This window comes from Klebsiella sp. 141203, from assembly GCF_032601985.1.
Classification (GTDB): Bacteria; Pseudomonadota; Gammaproteobacteria; order Enterobacterales; family Enterobacteriaceae; genus Klebsiella; species Klebsiella aerogenes.
The window spans coordinates 916,900-936,668 of record NZ_JAQIRL010000001.1 but is presented as its reverse complement, the minus strand read 5'-3'; the positions used below and the strand labels follow the sequence as shown (position 1 = coordinate 936,668).

At 55.3% G+C, this 19,769-nt stretch carries 14 protein-coding genes; 9 read left to right on the top strand and 5 right to left on the bottom strand.

Annotation, left to right across the window (positions count from 1 at the left end):
* Positions 1-7 precede the first annotated feature (7 nt).
* Entirely contained in the window at positions 8-1,078 is a 1,071-nt protein-coding gene (gene dadX / locus PGR29_RS04545; protein ID WP_316424138.1) for a catabolic alanine racemase DadX, read from the top strand.
* Positions 1,079-1,094: 16 nt separating this feature from the next.
* Here the strand turns inward: dadX and PGR29_RS04540 are convergent, their stop codons facing one another.
* A complete protein-coding gene (locus tag PGR29_RS04540; protein WP_015366069.1) occupies positions 1,095-2,828 on the bottom strand; it encodes a potassium/proton antiporter in 1,734 nt (577 codons plus the stop codon).
* A 90-nt stretch (positions 2,829-2,918) separates the two neighbouring features.
* On the bottom strand, positions 2,919-3,833 hold the full coding sequence (gene ldcA, locus PGR29_RS04535; protein WP_316424137.1) for a muramoyltetrapeptide carboxypeptidase: 915 nt from the start codon (positions 3,831-3,833) through the stop codon (positions 2,919-2,921).
* Positions 3,834-3,928: 95 nt separating this feature from the next.
* Between ldcA and emtA the strand changes: the two genes are divergently transcribed.
* Positions 3,929-4,540 carry a membrane-bound lytic murein transglycosylase EmtA gene (emtA, locus tag PGR29_RS04530; RefSeq protein ID WP_015366071.1) on the top strand — a complete coding sequence of 204 codons (612 nt, stop codon included), beginning with the start codon at positions 3,929-3,931 and terminating at the stop codon, positions 4,538-4,540.
* A gap of 46 nt (positions 4,541-4,586) precedes the next feature.
* Here the strand turns inward: emtA and PGR29_RS04525 are convergent, their stop codons facing one another.
* The 3 genes from PGR29_RS04525 to PGR29_RS04515 form a co-directional block, all read right to left on the bottom strand.
* Entirely contained in the window at positions 4,587-6,707 is a 2,121-nt protein-coding gene (locus PGR29_RS04525) for a TonB-dependent siderophore receptor (protein ID WP_316424136.1), read from the bottom strand.
* 222 nt (positions 6,708-6,929) lie between these two features.
* On the bottom strand, positions 6,930-8,663 hold the full coding sequence (locus PGR29_RS04520; RefSeq protein WP_316424135.1) for an alpha,alpha-trehalase: 1,734 nt from the start codon (positions 8,661-8,663) through the stop codon (positions 6,930-6,932).
* Positions 8,664-8,785: 122 nt separating this feature from the next.
* The gene (locus PGR29_RS04515; protein ID WP_308958632.1) at positions 8,786-9,556 is read right to left on the bottom strand and encodes an AraC family transcriptional regulator; all 771 of its coding nucleotides are present in this window, start codon (positions 9,554-9,556) and stop codon (positions 8,786-8,788) included.
* 91 nt (positions 9,557-9,647) lie between these two features.
* Between PGR29_RS04515 and PGR29_RS04510 the strand changes: the two genes are divergently transcribed.
* The 7 genes from PGR29_RS04510 to tdcG all read left to right on the top strand — a co-directional run bounded on the left by PGR29_RS04510 (position 9,648) and on the right by tdcG (position 19,769).
* The gene (locus tag PGR29_RS04510) at positions 9,648-10,793 is read left to right on the top strand and encodes an MFS transporter (RefSeq protein ID WP_316424133.1); all 1,146 of its coding nucleotides are present in this window, start codon (positions 9,648-9,650) and stop codon (positions 10,791-10,793) included.
* A gap of 584 nt (positions 10,794-11,377) precedes the next feature.
* On the top strand, positions 11,378-12,316 hold the full coding sequence (gene tdcA, locus PGR29_RS04505; protein WP_087860638.1) for a transcriptional regulator TdcA: 939 nt from the start codon (positions 11,378-11,380) through the stop codon (positions 12,314-12,316).
* 94 nt (positions 12,317-12,410) lie between these two features.
* Positions 12,411-13,400, top strand: coding sequence for a bifunctional threonine ammonia-lyase/L-serine ammonia-lyase TdcB (gene tdcB, locus PGR29_RS04500; RefSeq protein ID WP_015366079.1), 990 nt, complete (start codon positions 12,411-12,413; stop codon positions 13,398-13,400).
* Positions 13,401-13,421: 21 nt separating this feature from the next.
* A complete protein-coding gene (tdcC, locus tag PGR29_RS04495) occupies positions 13,422-14,753 on the top strand; it encodes a threonine/serine transporter TdcC (RefSeq protein WP_045390456.1) in 1,332 nt (443 codons plus the stop codon).
* A gap of 28 nt (positions 14,754-14,781) precedes the next feature.
* Complete coding sequence (gene tdcD / locus PGR29_RS04490) at positions 14,782-15,990, top strand: propionate kinase (RefSeq protein ID WP_113373600.1); 1,209 nt, start codon at positions 14,782-14,784, stop codon at positions 15,988-15,990.
* 32 nt (positions 15,991-16,022) lie between these two features.
* Entirely contained in the window at positions 16,023-18,317 is a 2,295-nt protein-coding gene (gene pflB, locus PGR29_RS04485; RefSeq protein WP_316424131.1) for a formate C-acetyltransferase, read from the top strand.
* 87 nt (positions 18,318-18,404) lie between these two features.
* The gene (tdcG, locus tag PGR29_RS04480) at positions 18,405-19,769 is read left to right on the top strand and encodes an L-serine ammonia-lyase (protein WP_316424130.1); all 1,365 of its coding nucleotides are present in this window, start codon (positions 18,405-18,407) and stop codon (positions 19,767-19,769) included.

The following is a 19,769-nucleotide window of genomic DNA, read 5'->3' as shown; positions in this document are numbered from 1 at the left end:
AGCCTCCATGTCTCGTCCGGTAAAAGCCAGCATTGATCTGTCGGCTTTACGTCAGAATTTACAGATTGTTCGCCGCGCCGCCCCTGGGGCACGCGTTTGGGCGGTGGTCAAGGCGAATGCCTATGGCCACGGCCTGGCGCGGATGTGGCAGGCGCTAAACGCCGCAGATGGATACGCATTGCTCAATCTCGAAGAGGCAATCTTGCTGCGGGAAAAGGGCTGGAAAGGACCGATTCTACTGCTGGAAGGGTTCTTTCACGCCGATGAACTGGCGCTGCTTGATAAGTATCGTCTGACCACCAGCGTACACAGCAACTGGCAAATTAAAGCCCTGCAGCAGGCTAAACTGCATGCGCCGCTGGATATCTATCTTAAAGTGAATGGCGGTATGAATAGGCTGGGCTTTATGCCCGAGCGAGTGCATACCGTCTGGCAACAGCTGCGATCGCTCGCCAACGTCGGTGAAATGACGCTGATGTCGCATTTCGCTGATGCGGAAAACCCGGAGGGCATCGTGGAGCCCATGCGCCGTATCGAGCAGGCGGCGGAGGGGCTGGACTGCCCGCGTTCGTTGTCGAACTCAGCGGCAACGCTGTGGCATCCGGAAGCGCACTTTGATTGGGTGCGTCCGGGAATTGTGCTGTATGGCGCATCGCCGTCGGGTCAGTGGCGAGATATTGCCAATAGCGGCTTGAAAGCGGCGATGACCCTCAGCAGTGAAGTGATTGCCGTACAGACGCTGAAAAGCGGCGAACGGGTGGGCTATGGTGGGCTATATCAGGCATCCGGCGAGCAGCGCATCGGCATTGTCGCCTGCGGTTATGCCGACGGCTATCCGCGCGTCGCCCCGAGCGGCACGCCGGTGCTGGTCGACGGCGTACGCACCACCACCGTCGGGCGTGTTTCGATGGATATGTTGGCGGTAGATCTGACGCCTTGCCCGCATGCGGGTATTGGCGCGCCGGTCGAGTTATGGGGACAGGAGATTAAGATTGACGATGTCGCTGCGGCCAGCGGCACCGTCGGTTATGAATTAATGTGCGCCCTGGCGCCGCGTGTGCCGGTAGTGACAGTGTAACTTTGTGTGAGGCGGGTCACTCCGCCTCATCTTCCGCGACCCGCACACCCACCTTCAGTACGTGGTCGTCCTCTTTTTCGGCGACCGTCCACACCATACCGGCAAACTCCACCTGATCGCCGACGACCGGCGCGGCGCCCAACAGCTGCTGAATCACATCGCCCAGCGACTGCTGATGCTCGCGAAACTCTTCACCGCCGTCGAGGCCATAAATCTGCGCCACATCGGCGAATTTAGCTTCCGCATCAAGGATGAAGTCGCCAAAGAACCGCTGATCGAGCGAGACCGGCGGCGACTGGCTGAACATTTTACCCAGCGCCGGCAGATCGCGCTCGCGGCCGATAACGCAAAGAATATCGCCATCCATCAGCCGCGTGCTGCCGGTAGGATGCAGCAGTACGTTGTCGCGGAAGAGTGCGGCGATACGCGTCTCCGGCGGCATGTGGAGATCGCGCAACGCTGCGCCAACGCACCATTTATCATCACCCAACTGGTACACAAATTGCTCCCACGGATTTTCCGGATGGATATCCAAACCGACGCGAGAGATAGGCCAGCCGACCGGCGGTACCACGACCTTCGCTTTTTTCGCCGCCCAGGACAGTGAGGTTCCCTGTAATAGCAGTGAAATCAGCACCACGAAGAAGGCGACGTTAAAGAACAGCCGCGCGTTCTCAAGCCCGGCCATCATCGGGAAAACGGCGAGGATAATCGGCACCGCGCCGCGCAATCCGACCCAGCTGATAAACACCCGCTCGCGCAGATTAAAACCGCGGAACGGCAGCAGGCCGGCGAATACCGACAGCGGACGCGCGATGAAGATCATCCACATAGACAGCAGTAGCGCCGGAATCGCTATCGGCCACAGGTCGGACGGCGTCACCAGCAGGCCGAGGACGAGGAACATGGCGATTTGCGCCAGCCACGCCAGGCCGTCAAAGTTTTGCAGAATGCCGTGGCGGTTGCGAATAGGTTTATTACCGAGCAGGAAACCGCAGAGATAGACCGCGAGGATACCGCTCCCATTCAGGGAGGTGGTGACGGCGAAAATCATGATCCCGCCGCTTAGCGCCAGCAGGGGATAGAGCCCAGTAGGCAGGACGATGCGATTAATCATCTGCAGCAGCAGATAACCGCCGCCGAGACCAATAGCGATGCCCAGGCCAAACTGTTGAATGATATGCACCACAAACATCCAGCTCAGTCCTGCTTCGTGCTGTTGGATCATCTCAATCAGGGTAATGGTGAGGAATACCGCCATCGGGTCGTTACTGCCGGATTCAATTTCGAGGGTCGAGCCTACGCGCTCGTTAAGCCCTTTACCGCCGAGCAGCGAGAACACCGCCGCCGCATCGGTGGAGCCGACGATGGCGCCAATCAGCAGCCCTTCGATTAAATCGAGCTTGAACAGCCATGCCGCCATCATTCCGGTGAGGGCGGAGGTAATCAGCACGCCGACCGTCGCCAGCGACAGCGCGGGCCAGAGCGCGACGCGAAACGAACTGGCCTGGGTGCGCATCCCGCCGTCCAGCAGGATCACCGCCAGCGCGAGGTTACTCACCATATAGGCGAAAGGATAGTTATCGAAAGGAATGCCGCCGATACCGTCAACGCCTGCCAGCATACCGATGGCGAGGAAGATAACCAGAATCGGGATGCCGAGGCGCGAGGAGAAAGAACTCAATAAAATACTGCAGGTTACTAAAACAGAACCCAGGATAAACAGACTAATGACCGCAGCGGCGTCCAATGTTCACGTACTCCTTGTCAGCGTGAAGGGGTGAAAATTACACCATTTTAACAATCCGCGCGTTTTCAGGATACTCGCGGAGAGGAATTTTTATTCCGCCAGCACCGGATGGCCGCTTATCGTTAACGTTGCGACAGAGGCGTTGTTGACCAGCCGTGCCTGTGCGCCGAGAGGCAAAGTCACGGTGCGCTGTTCATGACCGAATTCGAGTCCGGTCAGCAGCGGGATGGCGAGTTGCTGACGTAGCCACGCGTAGACGGTGGGTAGATCGTAACCGTCGTCGTAGTCGTTGGGCTGCGCGCCGGTAAAGCTGCCGAGCACAATGGCCCGTTGGCGGGCAAGGATCCCGCTGTTGAGCAACTGTAGCAGCATACGCTCCACGCGGAACGGGTGTTCGTTGATATCCTCAAGCACCAGAATACCGCCATCAATCTGCGGTAGCCACGGCGTGCCGATGAGCGACGTGACCATCGCCAGATTGCCGCCCCACAGGGTGCCTTCGGCGCGGCAGGCCGGGCCATCGCTTTGCCATTCGAGGGTAAACTCCGGTTCGCGCAGCGCCTGCCAGAAGTGATGTTCAGTAAACGCATTCAGGGTTGCTGCGCCGAAATTGCCCGCTAACATCGGCCCGCTGAAGCTGATAGCGTTGGCTTTAGCCAACAGTCCCATCTGGATGGCGGTGAAATCACTGTGGCCGCAGATAAGCAGCGGATCCTGACGCTGGCGCGCGGACAAGGCCTGCCAGTCGATATGCGATAGTAACCGGGTGGCGCCATAGCCGCCGCGCACCGCCAGCACGATGCGGTTTTTTCCCTTAAGGGCCGCAAGTTGGTTAATATCGGCCAGGCGTTCGCTGTCGCTGCCGGCGAAACGCTGCTGTCGACGGGAGATCGCCTGTTGGTTCAGTACCTGATGACCGGCCTCCTGCAGACGGGCCACGCCAAGGGCCGCAGCCTGTTGATTGATACAGTAACCGGAAGGGGCGACCAGATAAAACTGAGACATGGCAATTCCTTGCAAAGAATGAAAGGGTTATCATGCCGCCTGGAACGTTTATTGTCATCTCCGTGCGGCAAACTTCAGCCAATAAGGATAGATGTGTGAAATTGAGATGGTTTGTTTTTTTATTTGTATTGTTGGCCGGTTGTAGCTCAAAGCACGATTACACCAATCCGCCGTGGAACCCGGAAGTCCCGGTGAAGCGGTCGATGCAGTGGATGCCGATTAGCGAAAAAGCCGGCGCCGCGTGGGGAGTAGACCCGCAGCTGATAACGGCGATCATCGCGATTGAGTCCGGCGGTAATCCCTCGGTGGTCAGTAAATCCGGCGCGGTAGGGCTGATGCAGTTGAAGCCGTCGACCTCCGGGCGCGATGTCTATCAACGGATGGGCTGGCGTGGCCAGCCTTCGGTAAGCGAGCTGAAGAATCCGGAACGCAATATCTCGATGGGCGCCGCTTACCTGAGCATTCTGGAAAACGGCCCGCTGGCGGGAATTAAGGACCCGCAGGTGATGCGCTATGCGGTCGTGGTCTCTTATGCCAACGGCGCGGGCGCGCTGCTGCGCACCTTCTCGTCGAATCGCCAGGACGCCATCGACGAGATTAACGATCTCGATGCCGATGAGTTCTTTGAACACGTGGCGAAAAAGCATCCAGCCCCACAGGCGCCGCGCTATATCTGGAAACTGCAGAAAGCGCTGGACGCGATGTAATTCCTCACCTTGCGTTGCCTCCGGGATGTTCCCGGAGGCAACGTTGTCAGAAATCGTAACCTAAGGTAGCCGTGACGCTGCGTTCAGCCCCCCAGTAACAGTTGCCGGTGCCGTAGCAGCCGGAAAGATATTCACGATCGCCGATATTATTCGCGTTAACCTGAATGTAGGCGCCTTTCATCGCTGTCGACCACGCTCCGAGGTCGGCGCGCGCCATCGCATCTATCAGGGTGACCGAAGGTAAACGTTCGGTATTGGCGTCATCGGCCCACTGCTTACCGATATAGCGCACGCCCGCGCCAAGGGTAATGCCCGCCGGCAATTGATAGCGCGCCCAGAACGAGGCCATCTGATCTGGCGACAGCTGCGGCGTATTACTATCGGTGCCGTCTTTCGTGTCCTGGAAGCGCAGGCGATTCCAGGTATAAGAGGCAATAGTGCTCAATTGCGGTGTAATTTGATTATGCGCTTCCAGCTCTACGCCCTGCGAATGCACTTTTCCGGCGGGAATATAGGTGGCGGTGGCGATGTTCGGATCGCGGGTGGCGACATCCTTTTGCATCAAGTCGTAAATCGCGATGCTATACAAATCGCTGCTGCCCGGCGGCTGGAATTTCAGGCCGGCTTCCACCTGTTCGGCGGTGGTGGGTTTTAATAACGTGCCGTCGGCGCCCGGCAGCATCGCCGGGGTAATCGCCTGGCTGTAGCTTAAGTAGGGCGAAAGACCGTTATCGAGCGCGTACAGCAGCGAGGCGCGGCCGCTGATGTGATCGTCGGAGCGGCGGTTTGACGTGCCTGAGGTGTCGCTTACCTGCTGTGAAACGATGCGGTCGTAGCGCCCGGAAACATCAAGATGCCAGCGGTTCCACACCATTTCATCCTGCAGATAAAGCCCGGTCTGGTAATAACGGCGATTATTATTATCGCTGTAGGTGATGGTATGCCCGGTTTGCGGCGTATAGCCGGTAAACGGATTGAGCGGCGCCGCGCCGCCAGCGCCGGTCCACAAATCGTTGCGGAAGCGATGATACTCAGCGCCGAGGATCAGCGTATGCGCCAGTTCACCGGTGGCGAAATCGGCGCGCAGGCGGTTATCGGTTGACCAGGCGTCCAGCGACCCGCGGGAACCGCTGTAGCCGCGGGAAAGCATGTCGCTGTCACCTACCCAGCCAACCTGATAAACCTGATCCAGCGAGACATTCGTATGGGTATAGCTGCCCGCGGAGTAGGCCGACCAGACATCGCTAAACTGGTGATTGAACTCGTAGCTGTAGATCTGTTCGCGGCGCTGGTAGCCATCACCCGGATCGCCTTCATTAGTGCTGGGTGAAAGTTTACGGCCGTTGTGCGCGTAACGGGTGCCATCCAGCGGCAGAGAGCCGTGGTAGCCTCCGGAGGGATCTTTTTGCAGGTAGGCGCGCAACAGCAGCGAAGTATCGCTATCCGGTTGCCACAGCAAGGAAGGCGAAATCGCGTAGCGCTCTTCGCGGGTATGGTCATACTGCGTATCGCTGCTGCGGGTCATGCCGATGAGCCGCCAGGCCCACTGGTCATTGATAGCGTTGGTATAGTCAAAAGCCGCGCCCTTAGTATTTTGCGTACCACCGGTCAGGCGGAAGTGACCCTGCTGGCTGAACTGCGGCCGTTTGGAGGTCAAATTGACCACCCCGCCCGGCACACTCTGGCCGTAAAGGGCGGAAGAGGGGCCACGGATGACGTCGACGCGCTCAATAAACCATGGGTCGATCTGCAGTACGTTATGGCTGCCGCCGTCGCTCATCAGGCGCATGCCGTCAAGGAACAGGTTATCGACATCGCCGCCGTGGTAGCCGCGCAGCGAGATAGTATCAAAGCGCGTCGCGCCGCCGCCAAAACTGGAATAAACCCCCGGCGTATACTGTAGCGCCTGGCTTACGGTATTGGCGCCCTGATCGGCGATTTGCTGGCGGGTGATCACCGATACCGACTGGGCGGTAGTTATCAACGGCTGATCGGTTTTCGTGGCGCCGGTTGACGTTTTGGCGCTATAGCCTTGAGTCTGCGCGCTGGCGGAGTCGTCAGGCTTTGCGGTAACGATTAGAGTATCTTCCGCCTGCGCGGCGAGAGGGAAGGCGGCCGCGAGGGCGCATACCAGCGCGGAGCGTTTGAAGTCAACAGAGGAGATCATGCCATAATCCTGAATAGCGCGGTCTGGCACTCCTGTGCGCCGCCGCGGAAATAAACGAAATGCTTTTTCGTTAAAAATAATGCGAATTATTATCGTTTGCTTTTGCATGATCAAGCAAAATAGTCCTCCTCAGAGCAAGAAGACATTTTGCTGGCTGTCGAGCGGATGATGGGGTGATGTCGATGGTAATAGCGCGGCGAAGATATCGCCGCGCGCAGGGGATTATTGGGCTTTTTTCTCCAGAGCCGCCACGGCATCGTTCGCGGCTGGCTGCTTACCGGCAGCGCTTTCTGCCGGCGTCGGACGGGTCGCCGGCAGGGCATCACATGGTTTTTCCTGCGGGCAAAGCAGGTCGAGCATTTTCAACGTCACGCCATTGGTCCAGCCAAAGCCGTCCTGCAGGGGATACTCTCCGCCGCCGCCGCCGGTACCCGTTGAACTCACGTCATATTTCTCTACCAGCTTCTGCTTGCTGTCATAGGTGTGCTGTACGTTGCTGAGGAAGCGCCAGGTGACCTCCATGGCCACTTTTTTCTGACCGTAGTTCTGCAGACCCTCCACCGCTACCCACTGCAGCGGGGCCCAGCCGTTTGGCGCGTCCCATTGCTGGCCGCTATTGACCGTGGTGGTGGTGAGTCCGCCAGGCTTCAGCAGGCGGCTTTCCGCCGCCGCGGCGACTTTCGCGGCGCGTTCGCTGGAGGCCGCTTTGACGTACAGCGGGAACAGCGCCGCGGCGGTCAGCTGATTCCGGACTTTATGGCTCTTCAGATCGTAATCGGCATACCAGCCTTCTTTATCGTTCCACAGATATTTTTCCAGCGCTTTCTGGCGGGCGTTCGCTAACGCATCGTACTGCCCGGCTTTGGCGCTGTCGCCAGCGGCCTTACTGGCGCGGGCGATGGTTTTCTCCATGTGGAACATCAGCGCATTGAGATCGACCGGAATGATGCTGGTGGTGCGGATAGTCCCCAATTGCTGCGGATTATCCATCCAGCGAGAACTGAAGTCCCATCCAGAGGCCGCGGCGGAACGTAGGTCGCGATAGATTTCGGTGGCCGGGCGGTTAGGATTGTTTTTGGCGGTGGTAACATCGTCCAGCCAGGATTCCGGGCGAGGCGTATCGTTATCATCCCAGTAGCGGTTAAGCAGCGCGCCATCTTCCAGACGCACCACGCGTTTATTGGCGTTGCCGGGCGTCAGCGCCTCGGCGCCTTCCATCCAGTAGCGATACTCTTTTTCCATCTGCGGCAGCCAGGTCTTTAGCGCCCGATCGCCATCGTGGCTGGCCAGCAGCTCAACCATAAAGGAGAAGAACGGCGGCTGCGAACGACTCAGGTAGTAGCTGCGGTTGCCGTTTGGAATATGGCCCCAACGGTCTATTTCGGCGGCGAAGTTGGCCACCATGTCTTCCACTTTATCCCAGTGCCCGCTTTCGGCGAGACCCAGCATGGTGAAATAGCTGTCCCAGTAATAGACTTCGCGGAAGCGTCCACCGGGCACCACATAAGGTTTCGGCAGCGGCAGCAGCGAATCCCATTTTTCTACCTCGACGGTGCTGCGGGTTAATACCGGCCATAGCCCATCGATGTGTTGACGCAATGTTTGCCCTTTCGGCGGCACGTATTGATCGTTATCACGCGGCAGGGTGAAGTTGATCTCGACGAAATGGCGCAGATCGAAGCTGGCCTGGCTTTTTTGCATCCGATAGTCGGCAAGGATCGTTAGCGGATCGCTATTCGGTACCGCATCGGCGAAGGTTTTTTGGTCAGCGAAGAGTTTCGCGCTTTGCACGTCGTTAAATAGCGGGCCTAAAAGTTCATCAGGCGATTGCGGCACCGGGGCGGGGTTTTCATCAGCCTGAACGGCAAATGTCGCCAGGCTTAACATTGCGCCTCCCAGCGCCAGTTGAATGAGGTATGTCAGGGTTTCCGGGCGACGTAGAACCGATCTCGTCATCGATAATTCTCCATTTTGCGTTTTGCTGACTTCGCGCCACTGCGAACGGCCATCAGAAAACCTTAGCCGAATATCGGCCGCTTCGCGTGTTGGAGTTAACATTTTGGCCGAAAACAGAATATTTACCTGGTGAAGTATTGTCCCGGCGTTTTGCCGGTCTGGGTACGGAAGAAGTAGATAAAGGCGCTATCGCTGGCAAACTCCAGCGCCTGGGCGACATCCGTGATGCGCTGGCCGCAAGACAGCAATTCTACAGCTTTCATTAGCCGCCACTGTTGGCGCCATTGTTGATATGACATGCCGGTTTCGCGCTGAAACAGGCGGCTGATGGTCTTTTCTCCGGCGCCGCATTGCGCAGCCAGTTGCTGAAGTAGCGGTGGTTGCGCATTGCCGTTGAGATGACGCAGGCGTTTATCCTGCGGCAGCGTTAGCATCATCGGTTCCTGTTTTGCCGCGCCGATTTCCGCCACGCAGAGCGCCGCCAGATGCCGGGCCGGGCTCTGTCGCCAGTCGGTATCCCACGGGCTGGCGCTAATGCGTTCGAGCAACTCGCGCAGCAGCGGCGTAACGTTGAGAATCGCAGGCTGACGGGGCAGCTGCGGGTATGAGGTAGTGGCGAACCACACCGAACGGTAATCAACGATGTACTGCATTTCGGCGCGGTGGGTGACGCCTGCGGGGATCCACGCCGCGCGGGTTGGCGGCAACATACACAATAGCGCGCCATCGTTTAACGTCAGCCGGATACAACCCTGACGGGTAAATAGCATCTGCCCCATTTGATGATGATGCAGACCATCGTCATGATCGCCGTTAAGGGTCGCTTGCACGCCAATCAGCGGCGTATTGAGCGTATCAGGGTCAAAGGATGCATCCGCGCTGAGCCATGCCATGATGTCTGATTCTCGATGTTAAAAGTCATTATATTTATAATCGCCGATTATACCGCTCCCTACAATGGCGCCTCTGATAAGGGAGGTGGATATGTTAAGTCGTTCGGCGATGGCGCTGGTTACCGCACTACTCATGTTTCCGCAAATCGCGGAAACCATCTATAGCCCGGCGCTGACTGATATCAGCGCACATTTTTCCGTTAGCGCCGCCGATGCGGCGCAGACGCTGGCGGTCTATTTCATCGGCTTTGCCATCGGCGTGCTGTTCTGGGGCTGGTTCAGCGACCGGCGTGGACGGCGGCCGGCGTTATTGCTCGGTCTGGCGGTGTATACCGCAGGCTGTATGCTGGCGCTGGCGGCGCCAAATTTTAGCGTGCTGCTGGCGGCTCGCATCGTAGCGGCTTTCGGCGCGGCTATCGGGTCGGTGGTTGGGCAAACGGTATTGCGCGATGCGTTTGATGGCCGGCAGTTGGCGGCCATCTTTTCCTTCGTCGGCATGGCGCTGGCTATCAGCCCGGCCATTGGCGTTTATCTTGGCGGCGTACTGGCGGGGTGGTGGGGAATGTATGGCGTCTTCGGGGCGTTGGCGCTGCTGGCGGCGGCATTATTGCTGCTGTGCGCAGTGGTAATGCCTGAAACCCGGCCGCCGCGAACAGGGGATCAGACGCTCTGGCCGTTAATGCTGCGCATGCTGGCGGATGCGAAAATCCGTTTAGCGGTAGTGTTAGTTGCGGTATTGAATATCGGTTTGTTCAGCTATTACAGCCAGGGACCTTTCCTTTTTGCCCGGCAGGGACTGGATGCGCAGGCTTTTGGCTATAGCGGTATGGCGCTGGCGGCAGGGGCGTTAGCCGGCGCGCAGGGGAATCGTCTGTTGCTACGACGTGGAGCCGCTCAGCGGCACATTTTTATCTGTGCCGGTCTGCTGTTACTGCTCTCCAGCGCAGGCGTCGGCCTGTTAACGCATTCATTGTTCTTTTTACTGCCGATGATGGGGGTGGCGGCGGCATATGCCATGGCGATCCCCGTGGTGTTGGGTACGGCGCTTAGCGACTACGCCGAATGTCGTGGTAGCGCCGGCGCGCTTTTTGGCCTGGCCTATTATTTGATTATCGGCTTGGGGCTGGCATTTGTGGGGTGGGGGGAATCGTTGGGTATCACGCTGGCAATCTGCGCGGTGGTTAGCGCGCTAACCGGTTGGCGTTATCTGCGGCACATGCTTGATGAGTTTTCCTGATTTGTGATGATTAGCACAAATCACTATTTAGTAGCTCTGTGGTTAGATGAAAAATCGACATTGATTTTAATCAAGGAATTACCTGCTATAAAATAGCCAAAAAATGAAGTTAAAATAATGTTTAAAATGATGGGTTATTGTTTGTTTTTGTTTTCAATTAAATTAATGAAACATATCTTTACATACAAATAACGTGAAAAATTGTGACCTCATCCCGTAATGAATCGAAATAAATACAGTTTTCTCATTTTATTTGATTGTTTACACCTGAGGTTTAATCAGAAAATAATGTGAAATACCTCATTTTATTGCTTGAAAATTACCCTTTTTCTGCTCATTTTTAGCTTAAAAATTAACCTTTTTTATCCCCATAAATATTTTTTATCCCCTCATATTTCTTTGACTAAAATCATGCTTAATTTCATGTTTTTGCTTTTATGTTATTGATTTTAATTGTTTTATTTTGTTTTATGGATAAGGTTGATTATAGGTGGAAGGGCTTTGTGAGTAGTCTCACACAACCAGCGGATCATCATTTGATACACTTCCCGCCGTCAACAAAGTCATTAACGTGGATAACCAATATGAATACTATTCCGCTCCCTAAAACTCAGCACCTGGTTGTATTCCAGGAGGTGATCAGAAGTGGTTCGATTGGTTCAGCAGCGAAAGAATTAGGATTAACTCAACCTGCAGTCAGTAAAACAATTAATGATATTGAAGACTATTTCGGCACTGAGCTCATTGTCCGTAAAAATACCGGTGTTACGTTGACTGAAGCCGGACAGGTGCTGTTGAGCTGGTCGGAATCGATTACCCGCGAAATGAAAAATATGGTTAACGAAATGCACAGTATGACCTGCAGCACCGTCGTTGACGTCTCTTTCGGTTTCCCGTCGCTGATCGGCTTCACTTTTATGTCGGACATGATCCATAAATTCAAAAAGTTATTTCCAAAAGCACAGGTCTCGATGTACGAAGCGCAGCTTTCTTCGTTCCTGCCGGCGATCCGCGATGGCCGTCTCGATTTCGCCATCGGCACGCTGAGCGATGAAATGAAGCTGCACGATCTACATGTCGAACCGCTATTTGAATCAGAGTTCGTGCTGGTGGCCAGCAAATCGCGAACGCGTAGCGGCAGTGCCACGCTGGCATCGTTACAACACGAACAGTGGGTATTGCCGCAAACCAATATGGGTTACTACAGTGAACTCCTCGCCACGCTTCAACGCAGCGGCATCAACAATGAAAACATCGTTAAAACAGACTCTGTCGTTACTATTTATAATCTTGTTCTCAATGCTGATTTCCTGACGGTTATTCCTTGTGATATGACCGCACCATTTGGCTCTAATCAATTTATTACTATTCCTGTCGAGGACGCGTTACCCGTAGCGCATTATGCTGCGGTATGGTCGAAGAATTATCGCATAAAAAGCGCGGCCTCGGCGTTAGTCGAATTAGCGAAAGAATATTCAGCCCATAGCGGTTGCCGACGACGACAATTAATCAGTGTGGATTGATTGTCTATTTATATTAATCGAAACGCAAGCTGCGATTTATTTATCAATCGCTGCCCATTAACGCTATTTTTTAATTCCAGGTTAAGAGGTTCTCATGCATATTACATACGATCTTCCGGTTGCTATTGAAGATATCCTCGAAGCGAAGAAAAGATTGGCAGGTAAAATATATAAAACGGGGATGCCGCGTTCGAATTATTTCAGCGAACGATGCAAAGGCGAAATCTTCCTTAAGTTTGAAAATATGCAGCGCACCGGTTCTTTTAAAATTCGCGGCGCGTTTAATAAACTCAGCTCGCTGACCGATGCTGAAAAGCGCAAAGGCGTGGTGGCGTGTTCCGCCGGTAACCATGCGCAGGGCGTTTCACTCTCCTGCGCTATGCTCGGCATTGACGGCAAAGTGGTAATGCCGAAGGGCGCGCCAAAATCAAAAGTGGCCGCCACCTGCGACTATTCGGCGGAAGTGGTGCTACATGGCGATAATTTTAACGACACCATCGCCAAAGTCAGTGAAATTGTCGAAATGGAAGGGCGTATATTTATTCCTCCCTACGATGACCCGAAAGTGATAGCCGGCCAGGGGACGATTGGTCTGGAGATCATGGAGGATTTATATGATGTCGATAACGTTATTGTGCCGATTGGCGGCGGCGGTTTAATTGCCGGCATCGCGGTGGCGATTAAATCGATTAACCCGACTATTCGTATTATTGGCGTGCAGTCGGAAAATGTTCACGGCATGGCCGCCTCGTATTACGCCGGAGAAATTACCAATCATCGCACTAATGCCACCCTGGCTGACGGTTGCGACGTTTCTCGTCCAGGGAATATTACCTATCAAATCGTGCGTGAATTAGTGGACGATATTGTGCTGGTCAGCGAAGACGAAATTCGCAACAGTATGGTCGCACTTATTCAACGCAATAAAGTCATTACCGAAGGGGCCGGGGCGTTAGCCTGTGCCGCATTATTAAGCGGTAAACTGGACAGCTATATTCAAAACCGAAAAACCGTCAGCATTATTTCCGGCGGCAATATCGACCTGTCTCGCGTATCGCAAATTACTGGTTTAGTTGACGCTTAATCTTTTTGATGAGGAAAGGATATGAGTACTACAGATAGCATTGTATCCAGCCAGACAAAAGAGTCGTCCTGGCGCAAATCGGACACCACCTGGACCCTGGGCTTATTCGGCACCGCCATTGGCGCCGGGGTATTATTCTTCCCGATCCGCGCCGGTTTCGGCGGCCTGATCCCCATCTTACTGATGTTAGTGCTGGCCTACCCGATCGCCTTCTATTGCCATCGGGCGCTGGCCCGGCTGTGCCTTTCCGGCTCAAATCCTTCCGGCAATATCACTGAAACGGTAGAGGAGCACTTTGGTAAAACCGGCGGGGTGGTGATTACTTTCCTTTATTTCTTCGCGATTTGCCCGCTACTGTGGATTTACGGCGTGACGATCACTAATACCTTTATGACCTTCTGGGAAAACCAGCTGCAGCTGCCGGCGCTGAACCGCGGTTTTGTCGCGCTGTTCCTGCTGCTGCTGATGGCGTTTGTCATCTGGTTCGGTAAAGATCTGATGGTGAAGGTAATGAGCTATCTGGTATGGCCGTTTATCGCCAGCCTGGTGCTGATTTCGCTGTCGCTGATCCCTTACTGGAACTCTGCGGTTATCGATCAGGTGAATTTAAGCGAGATCTCGCTGACCGGTCACGATGGTATTTTGGTGACCGTCTGGCTGGGTATTTCGATTATGGTGTTCTCGTTTAACTTCTCGCCAATTGTCTCTTCATTCGTGGTCTCCAAGCGCGAAGAGTATGAAAAAGACTTTGGTCGCGAGTTCACCGAGCGCAAATGTTCACAGATTATCTCTCGCGCCAGCATGCTGATGGTGGCCGTGGTAATGTTCTTCGCCTTCAGCTGCCTGTTTACCCTGTCGCCGCAGAATATGGCGGATGCCAAAGCGCAGAATATCCCGGTTCTCTCTTACCTGGCGAACCACTTCGCCTCGCTATCCGGCACCAAATCCACCTTTGCTACGGTGCTTGAATATGGCGCGTCAATCATCGCGCTGGTGGCGATTTTCAAATCCTTCTTCGGCCACTATCTCGGCACCCTGGAAGGCCTAAACGGTCTGGTGCTGAAGTTTGGCTACAAAGGCGATAAAACCCGCGTTTCCAGCGGCAAGCTCAACACCATCAGCATGATTTTTATCATGGGCTCAACGTGGATCGTCGCTTACGCCAACCCGAACATTCTCGACCTGATTGAAGCGATGGGCGCGCCGATTATTGCCTCGCTGCTGTGCCTGCTGCCGATGTACGCCATCCGTAAAGCGCCATCGTTGGCGAAATATCGCGGCCGCCTGGACAACGTTTTCGTCACGGTAATCGGTCTGCTGACCATTCTGAACATCGTTTACAAACTGTTTTAATTAAGCTCAGGACGAGCGGAGTGATGACATGAATGAATATCCGGTAGTACTGGTCATTAACTGCGGCTCGTCTTCAATTAAATTTTCAGTACTGGATGCCGCCAGCTGTGAAGTATTAATGGCTGGTATTGCAGATGGCATTAATTCTGAAAATGCGTTCCTGTCAATAAATGGGGGAGAGCCGGCTAAGCTGGCTCACCGCAGTTATGAAGGTGCATTGAAGGCGATCGCATTTGAATTAGAAAAACGCGATTTAATGGATAGCGTGGCGTTAATTGGCCACCGTATCGCGCACGGCGGCAGCATATTTACCGAATCGGCGATCATTACCGATGAAGTTATCGACAATATTCGCCAGGTGTCGCCGCTGGCGCCGCTGCATAATTACGCCAATCTCAGCGGTATTGAATCAGCGCAGCAGTTATTCCCGGGCGTACAGCAGGTGGCGGTCTTTGATACCAGCTTTCATCAGACGCTGGCGCCAGAGGCATTTCTTTACGGCCTGCCGTGGGACTATTACCAGCGATTGGGCGTGCGTCGCTACGGTTTCCACGGCACTTCGCACCGTTATGTGTCTCAGCGCGCGCTGGCGCTGCTTGATTTACCCGAGCAGGATAGCGGGCTGGTCATTGCCCATCTTGGCAACGGCGCGTCGATTTGCGCGGTACGCAACGGCCGCAGCGTCGACACCTCGATGGGCATGACGCCGCTGGAAGGCCTGATGATGGGCACCCGCAGCGGGGATGTCGATTTTGGCGCGATGGCGTGGATTGCCGGCGAAACTAACCAGACGCTCAGCGATCTGGAGCGCGTGGTGAATAAGGAGTCCGGCCTGCTGGGGATATCCGGATTGTCATCCGACCTGCGGGTGCTGGAAAAAGCCTGGCATGAGGGGCATGAACGCGCGCGGTTGGCGATTAAAACCTTCGTGCATCGTATTGCCCGCCACATTGCCGGCCATGCCGCCTCGCTACGCCGCCTTGACGCGATTATTTTTACCGGCGGTATCGGCGAAAATTCGGTATTAATCCGCCAACTGGTGATTGAGCATTTAGCGGTATTCGGCGTCAGCCTGAATGATGCGCTAAATAAACAACCCAACTCCGCCGGTGAACGCGTTATTTCTTCCCGCGAGGCACGCGTGATATCTGCAGTCATCCCCACCAATGAAGAGAAGATGATTGCGCTCGATGCTATTCATTTAGGCAAAATTAACACATCCCTGGAATTTGCTTAATTACGTTGTGGTCCTGTAGAGAGATTATTTTCATGAAGGTAAATATCGATACCAGCGATATGCTGTACGCCGAAGCATGGCACGGATTTAACGGTACGGACTGGAAAGAAGAAATTAATGTCCGTGATTTTATTCAGCACAACTATACGCCATATACCGGGGATGAATCGTTCCTTGCGGAGGCGACGCCGGCGACGACCGCGCTGTGGGAAAAAGTGATGGCCGGCATTCGCGTAGAGAACGCTACCCACGCGCCGGTTGATTTTGATATCAATATCGCCACCACCATTACCGCCCATGATGCCGGCTATATTGAGCAAGCGTTGGAGAAAATTGTCGGTCTGCAAACGGATAAACCGCTCAAGCGCGCGCTGCATCCGTTTGGCGGCATTAACATGATTAAAAGCTCGTTTGATGCCTATGGCCGGGAAATGGATAGTCAGTTTGAATATCTGTTTAGCGAGCTGCGTAAAACCCACAATCAGGGGGTATTTGACGCCTATTCGCCGGATATGCTGCGCTGCCGTAAATCCGGCGTGTTGACCGGGCTGCCGGACGGCTATGGCCGCGGGCGTATCATTGGCGACTACCGCCGGGTGGCGCTATACGGCATCCGCTATCTGGTGCGTGAACGTGAGCTGCAGTTTGCCGATCTGCAGGCAACGCTCGAGCGCGGGCAGGATCTGGAAGCCACTATTCGTCTGCGTGAAGAGCTGGCGGAGCACCGCCGCGCGCTGCTGCAAATGCAGGAGATGGCGGCGAAATACGGCTGCGATATCTCCCGCCCGGCGCGCAACGCCCAGGAAGCGGTACAGTGGTTATACTTCGCCTATCTGGCGGCGGTGAAATCGCAAAACGGCGGCGCGATGTCGCTGGGGCGTACCGCCTCTTTCCTCGATATCTATATCGAACGCGACTTCCACGCCGGGATCCTCAATGAACAACAGGCGCAGGAGCTGATCGACCACTTCATTATGAAGATCCGCATGGTGCGTTTCCTGCGTACGCCGGAATTCGATACGCTGTTCTCCGGCGATCCCATCTGGGCAACCGAGGTGATTGGCGGGATGGGGCTGGATGGCCGCACGCTGGTGACTAAAAACTCCTTCCGCTATCTGCATACGCTGCACACCATGGGCCCGGCGCCGGAACCCAATCTTACCGTATTGTGGTCGGAAGCGCTGCCGATTGCCTTTAAGAAATACGCCGCCCAGGTCTCGATCGTCACCTCCTCGTTGCAGTATGAAAACGACGACCTGATGCGCGCCGATTTCAACAGTGATGATTACGCCATTGCCTGCTGCGTCAGCCCGATGGTTATCGGCAAACAGATGCAGTTCTTCGGCGCTCGCGCCAACCTCGCCAAAACGCTGCTGTACGCAATCAACGGTGGGGTGGATGAGAAACTCAAAATCCAGGTCGGGCCGAAAACCGCGCCGCTGATGGACGACGTGCTGGATTACGACAAAGTGATGGCCAGCCTCGATCATTTCATGGATTGGCTGGCGGTGCAGTATATCAGCGCGCTGAACATCATTCATTACATGCATGATAAATACAGTTATGAAGCCTCGCTGATGGCGCTGCACGACCGCGACGTATACCGCACCATGGCCTGCGGGATTGCCGGGTTGTCGGTGGCGGCGGATTCGCTTTCGGCAATTAAGCACGCGAAGGTGAAACCCATCCGCGACGACAGCGGCCTGGCGATCGATTTTGAGATTGAAGGCGATTATCCGCAGTACGGCAATAACGATCAGCGCGTCGATAGTATTGCCTGCGATCTCGTTGAACGCTTTATGAAGAAAATTAAGGTGTTGCCGACGTACCGTAACGCGGTGCCCACGCAGTCGATCCTGACGATTACCTCAAACGTGGTGTACGGCCAGAAAACCGGTAATACCCCGGATGGCCGCCGCGCCGGTACACCGTTTGCGCCGGGGGCAAATCCGATGCATGGCCGCGATCGCAAAGGGGCGGTCGCTTCGTTGACTTCCGTGGCGAAGTTGCCGTTCACCTACGCGAAGGATGGAATCTCTTATACCTTCTCGATCGTCCCGGCGGCGTTAGGCAAAGAGGCGAGCGTCCGGCAAACCAACCTCGTTGGTCTGCTTGACGGTTACTTCCACCACGAAGAGCGGATCGAGGGCGGCCAGCATCTGAACGTCAACGTGATGAACCGCGAAATGTTGCTGGATGCCATTGCTCATCCGGAAAATTATCCGAACCTGACCATCCGCGTCTCTGGCTATGCGGTGCGCTTTAATGCGCTGACCCATGAACAGCAGCAGGATGTCATTTCGCGAACCTTCACCCAGGCGCTGTAACGCAACGGGGCGACGATCATGGTCGCCCCATTTTTTATCATCGGTGTGAAACCTGGTCTTCACTGCACGGTAAACCGAGGTGTAGATATGATTAGCGCTTTCGATATTTTCAAAATTGGTATTGGCCCTTCGAGTTCCCATACGGTGGGGCCGATGAATGCAGGAAAAAGTTTTATCACTGAGCTGGCGAGCAGCGGCGACCTGACGCAGACTTCGCGCATTGTCGTCGATCTGTACGGTTCGCTATCGCTGACCGGCAAAGGGCATGCGACCGATGTCGCCATCATCATGGGGCTGGCGGGCAATAGTCCGCAGGATGTCGATATTGACGCCATCCCGGCTTTTATTCAGCAGGTGACCGCGAGCGGCCGTCTGCCGGTGGCGAAGGGGAGTCGGCAGGTCGATTTCCCGCTGCCGGAGAGCATCGTATTTCATGATAGCGCGCTGGCCCGCCATGAGAACGGTATGCGTATCAGCGCCTGGGATCATCAGCAGCCGCTACTCAGCAAAACCTATTACTCAATTGGCGGCGGGTTTATCGTTGAGGAAGCGCGTTTTGGCCAGACTCACGATGTCGCAACGCTGGTCCCCTTTGATTTCCGCTCCGCCCATCAACTGCTTCAGCTGTGCGAGCATAATGGTCTTTCCATCTCTGGCCTGATGATGCAAAACGAACTGGCGCTGCGCGATAAGGGGCAAATCGATGCTGGTTTCGCCGCCATTTACGCGGTGATGCGTAACGGTATTGAGCGGGGAATGAATACCGAGGGCGTGCTGCCGGGGCCGCTCAACGTGCCGCGCCGGGCGGCGGCGCTGCGCCGACAGCTGGTGGCCAGCGACAGCCTCTCCCGCGATCCGATGAACGTCATCGACTGGATCAATATGTTCGCGCTGGCGGTGAGCGAAGAGAATGCCGCCGGTGGCCGGGTCGTCACTGCGCCTACCAATGGCGCATGCGGGATTATCCCCGCGGTTCTGGCCTATTACGACAAGTTTCGCCGTCCGGTCAATGCCAACTCGATTGCTCGCTATCTGCTGGCTGCGGCGGCTATCGGTTCACTGTATAAGATGAATGCCTCTATATCTGGCGCAGAAGTTGGCTGCCAGGGAGAAATTGGCGTGGCTTGTTCCATGGCGGCGGCGGGGCTGACGGAACTCCTTGGCGGCAGCCCGGCGCAGGTATGCAACGCCGCGGAGATTGCGATGGAACATAACCTCGGTCTGACCTGCGACCCGGTGGCCGGGCAGGTGCAAATCCCCTGCATTGAACGCAATGCTATCAATGCGGTGAAGGCGGTTAACGCCGCGCGGATGGCGCTCCGCCGAACCAGCGAGCCGCGGGTCTGTCTCGACAAGGTCATTGAGACGATGTATGAAACTGGCAAAGACATGAACGATAAATATCGTGAAACTTCGCGCGGCGGGCTGGCGATAAAAGTGATTTGCGACTGA

Bases quoted from the DNA above. Each gene is read 5' to 3' on its own strand.
- dadX (WP_316424138.1), top strand. From the start codon at position 8: ATGTCTCGTCCGGTAAAAGCCAGCATTGATCTGTCGGCTTTACGTCAG.
- ldcA (WP_316424137.1), bottom strand. From the start codon at position 3,833: ATGTCTCAGTTTTATCTGGTCGCCCCTTCCGGTTACTGTATCAATCAA.
- PGR29_RS04525 (WP_316424136.1), bottom strand. From the start codon at position 6,707: ATGATCTCCTCTGTTGACTTCAAACGCTCCGCGCTGGTATGCGCCCTC.
- PGR29_RS04520 (WP_316424135.1), bottom strand. From the start codon at position 8,663: ATGACGAGATCGGTTCTACGTCGCCCGGAAACCCTGACATACCTCATT.
- PGR29_RS04515 (WP_308958632.1), bottom strand. From the start codon at position 9,556: ATGGCATGGCTCAGCGCGGATGCATCCTTTGACCCTGATACGCTCAAT.
- PGR29_RS04510 (WP_316424133.1), top strand. From the start codon at position 9,648: ATGTTAAGTCGTTCGGCGATGGCGCTGGTTACCGCACTACTCATGTTT.
- tdcA (WP_087860638.1), top strand. From the start codon at position 11,378: ATGAATACTATTCCGCTCCCTAAAACTCAGCACCTGGTTGTATTCCAG.
- tdcB (WP_015366079.1), top strand. From the start codon at position 12,411: ATGCATATTACATACGATCTTCCGGTTGCTATTGAAGATATCCTCGAA.
- tdcC (WP_045390456.1), top strand. From the start codon at position 13,422: ATGAGTACTACAGATAGCATTGTATCCAGCCAGACAAAAGAGTCGTCC.
- tdcD (WP_113373600.1), top strand. From the start codon at position 14,782: ATGAATGAATATCCGGTAGTACTGGTCATTAACTGCGGCTCGTCTTCA.
- pflB (WP_316424131.1), top strand. From the start codon at position 16,023: ATGAAGGTAAATATCGATACCAGCGATATGCTGTACGCCGAAGCATGG.
- tdcG (WP_316424130.1), top strand. From the start codon at position 18,405: ATGATTAGCGCTTTCGATATTTTCAAAATTGGTATTGGCCCTTCGAGT.